The following is a 3,378-nucleotide window of genomic DNA, read 5'->3' on the forward strand; positions in this document are numbered from 1 at the left end:
ACGTAATCTATTTCAATCTGAAAGAAGTGAGTTACCAATTGAGATGACTGCTTTCAACAGTCTTAATGATGAAAAACAAGACCAAATWCCTGTGAGTCCGAAAGATTCAGTTGTAAGGAAAGTGACTGTTAATAATAATTTGCTAATTTAATTGGTAGCTATTACGGAAAAGAAGTATACTCCGTTACATTAAATCATACTGAGTGTTTCAACTGAAAGTATCACGGTATATGTTGATTTGGATAAAAAAAATTGTTGGAAAAGGGTTCAGTGATTAAAATTACGAAGACTGCCAATTTTGTAATTCAAAATACCGCCTCGGATGAAGCTGTCGCCGCGAAGTGTCACCAAAATCGAGTACGGGCGGCGGTTGCCTGAGCCTGACTCCGCTCAATCCAAACGGATCAATAGGTGCAGTTGCATTGCAAACGAGAGAAGGGCACTCTAATTGCGGGCGCCCTTCTCACTTTATTTTCATCATAAAATGACGAACTTATAGAATCGCTTTTTGGTTCCATTATTGGATGTGAAACAAAGGTAGGAGGAAAGGATCTTTTATGGGAAACCGGACATTCCTGWWCGTTACAAACGCCGATACAGATTCGGTCGATTATGAGAATACAGMTTTCGAGACGAATAATTTTCTCGCTCCAGTATGGTTTTGTCTGGTCAGCCAGGAGCAGTTCCAGCGCTATAGCGGGCAGCTTATGCAAGCATGGAGCAGGATTCAACCCCATATGGACCAACCGGATGTGGAGGATCTCCCTGAGTGGGAATGCTTTTCCRAGGCATTCCAATGGCAGATTCCATGGGCGGATGCTGCAGAGCAGCTGCGCCTGAGCTTACCCGGCACGCTGGCCCATTTCCCTTCTCTTGCCGCACCTGTGCATGAGTGGCTGGAAACCTTGTCGACCCATGTACAGCGGCATTCTGCTGCCGTTATTCATCTGGAGCTTTCACAATATTTCTCGTTYACGGGCGATCCCGCCCTCTATCTGAAAGACATTCAAGAATACGTTACGCTCTGGCAGTCGCCGCATCCCTCGCAGGTGAAGGTCTGGCAGGGAGCAGCCGATAACTTCTATATGCTGAATGGTGAGCATTTGCCATGGAGAGAACGTACGGCAGCTCAGCCGGARSAAGCTCCGGAAATTCAGCCAGCACAGTCCACTCCTCCAACATCTGGGAAGCGCCAGGCCAAATGGCGGCAGGAGCTCTACATATGGTTGCTTGCGATTYTGTCCGCAGCCCTCTTTCTTACCGTCTATGTCAAGACCTCCAGTGGATGGTTGGCGGTGCTCGGCTTCCTCATCCCCTCAATGTTAATCGTTTTGTGGAATGTGATTTTCGGTTCTAAAAAAACCTCCCGCCAACGGATGGASGCGGCTATGGCCTTGAAGAGGAACAGTACCCGCTCTTATGCTGTGCTCAGGATTGAATATTTCGATGGGCATTCACCAATTGGGGTGGATGGCATGGAAACCGGCCCTTCGGAGAATAAATCATTACCGGATCTTATCCCCTGGCTGCAAATCATTCAAGCGAAAGTGCTTTCATCTCATGAGGTTGGGCTCATGATTTCTACTAAAAATCCACCAGTCTCTACCTTACAACTTCATTTTAAGCTGGAAGAACAGCTGGTAGCCAAGGATACTGTATCAGCGGTTAATGCCATTGTGTTGGCTCATAAAATGTCCGTTTAACTGCAATGACTTCGACCTCAATCTGGATTGGCAGCTTCGTTGCGCTAACGGGCAGTATAGTTCCAATATGTGCTAAAATTAAATAACAAAATAGTTTAGCTAAGTATCTTTCCTGAGGTGATACAGAACAATGAGCTTTATGAGGTAAAAACAAAAGAGGATATTCTTCACTTTGTAGCTTCCTTAAAGAGTGATTTGGATACTAATAAAAATGAGTGGGAAAACCCGAATTTGGAATCATTTTTAGAGGGGATGAAGGCTTGGCTTGAGGATACAGGGGCTAGTCTTGAACCAGATTGGAGTACTTTCGCAATTATCCTCTCTGCCGGAAGATCCTATGAGTGACTATTATATAGTAGCTCCAATTTTAAACTAATTGGAAACGATAGTTGAACATCGAAAGGGCTGCCATGTAGTAGCTCTTCATTAAGATAACGGGCAGGTTAGTTATACTTGTCATTTACCTTAAGTAATAGTACTTTTATGTGGTAAGTTGAAGTTGCGTGTCATACAGAAGTAAATCTATTTAAAGTTTTTGAAATACACTAGCATTTTTTTGTGACATAAAAATATTTAATGGGGGATTGAAATGAAAATTGTTTTTAGAAATTTCGATAATTCTTATTATGATAAAGTTTGTGAATTTCTGATTGAATTATCAAAGGATGACCGTAAACATATAAATTGGAATTGGGCAAGGTGGGAATGGATGTTTTTTCATCCTGACTTTAATAGTGACTTAATGGATAAGATTGGCTTGTGGTATTGTAATGATGAGTTAGTAGGTATAGCAATCTATGACCATTATTTCGGCGAGGCCTTCGTTGCAACAAAGCAAGGGTTTGTAGAATTAGAAAAAGAAATATTAGAATATGCCATTGCTACTTTTAGTAATGAAGATGGCCTTGGGATTGCGGCGAATGATACGGATACTCATACTCTAGACTTATTACGTAGAAGGAAATTTGTGAAGAATGATCAATCTGAAAATGTACTTGAACTTGAACTTGAGAATGTTAGCCTTGATTACATAACTCCTAAAGGCATAACAGTGAAAAATCTCAATATAAAAAATGATCTATATAAGCATCAGAAATTACTATGGAAGGCATTTGACCATGAAGGACATGTGCCTGTTGATGAAATAACTATTCATAAGCAAAAAAAAATGCTGTCAGCAACGAATTTGAATTCATTTCTACATATTGTTGCAGAAAATGAAGACGGGGAATATATTGCATACTGCGGCTTATGGTATAGTCAGAAAACTGATTATGCTTATGTTGAACCTGTATGTACGATTCCAGAGTACCGGCATAAAGGACTTGGTAAAGCGGTGGTTTTAGAAGCCTTAAAAAGAAGCTGTTCCTTAGGTGCTAAGAAAGCATACGTTATTTCTGATAATTCTTTTTATAAGTCCTTAGGCTTTCATCAGCATTCACATTATACTTTCTATTGGCATAGCATCTAATATTCCAATCTTGAATTTAAGGTTGTTCATACATTTTATTTTTAGTTTAGCTTAAATAGATTTGTGTCACCCGACCATGTTTTATAGCTTGAATATCAGATGGAAAGGTAGTCGGGCGATCAGTTGCCTTTTCTCAACTAACGGGTAACTATAGCTTATTTTTGTACTTGCATATGATGGAGGAAATATTCTGTATATAAGAGG

At 40.6% G+C, this 3,378-nt stretch carries 3 protein-coding genes; all 3 read left to right on the forward strand.

Annotated features, from left to right (window positions below):
• Window positions 1–557: 557 nt before the first annotated feature.
• The 3 genes from AC1DSE_RS32965 to AC1DSE_RS32975 all read left to right on the forward strand — a co-directional run bounded on the left by AC1DSE_RS32965 (window position 558) and on the right by AC1DSE_RS32975 (window position 3,174).
• On the forward strand, window positions 558–1,703 hold the full coding sequence (locus AC1DSE_RS32965) for a hypothetical protein (RefSeq protein ID WP_477528893.1): 1,146 nt from the start codon (window positions 558–560) through the stop codon (window positions 1,701–1,703).
• 117 nt (window positions 1,704–1,820) lie between these two features.
• Entirely contained in the window at window positions 1,821–2,048 is a 228-nt protein-coding gene (locus AC1DSE_RS32970) for a DUF7660 family protein (RefSeq protein WP_441886713.1), read from the forward strand.
• A gap of 244 nt (window positions 2,049–2,292) precedes the next feature.
• Window positions 2,293–3,174, forward strand: coding sequence for a GNAT family N-acetyltransferase (locus AC1DSE_RS32975; RefSeq protein WP_441886710.1), 882 nt, complete (start codon window positions 2,293–2,295; stop codon window positions 3,172–3,174).
• The last annotated feature ends 204 nt before the right edge of the window (window positions 3,175–3,378 follow it).

It is taken from the genome of Paenibacillus sp. 01L418, from assembly GCF_056400045.1.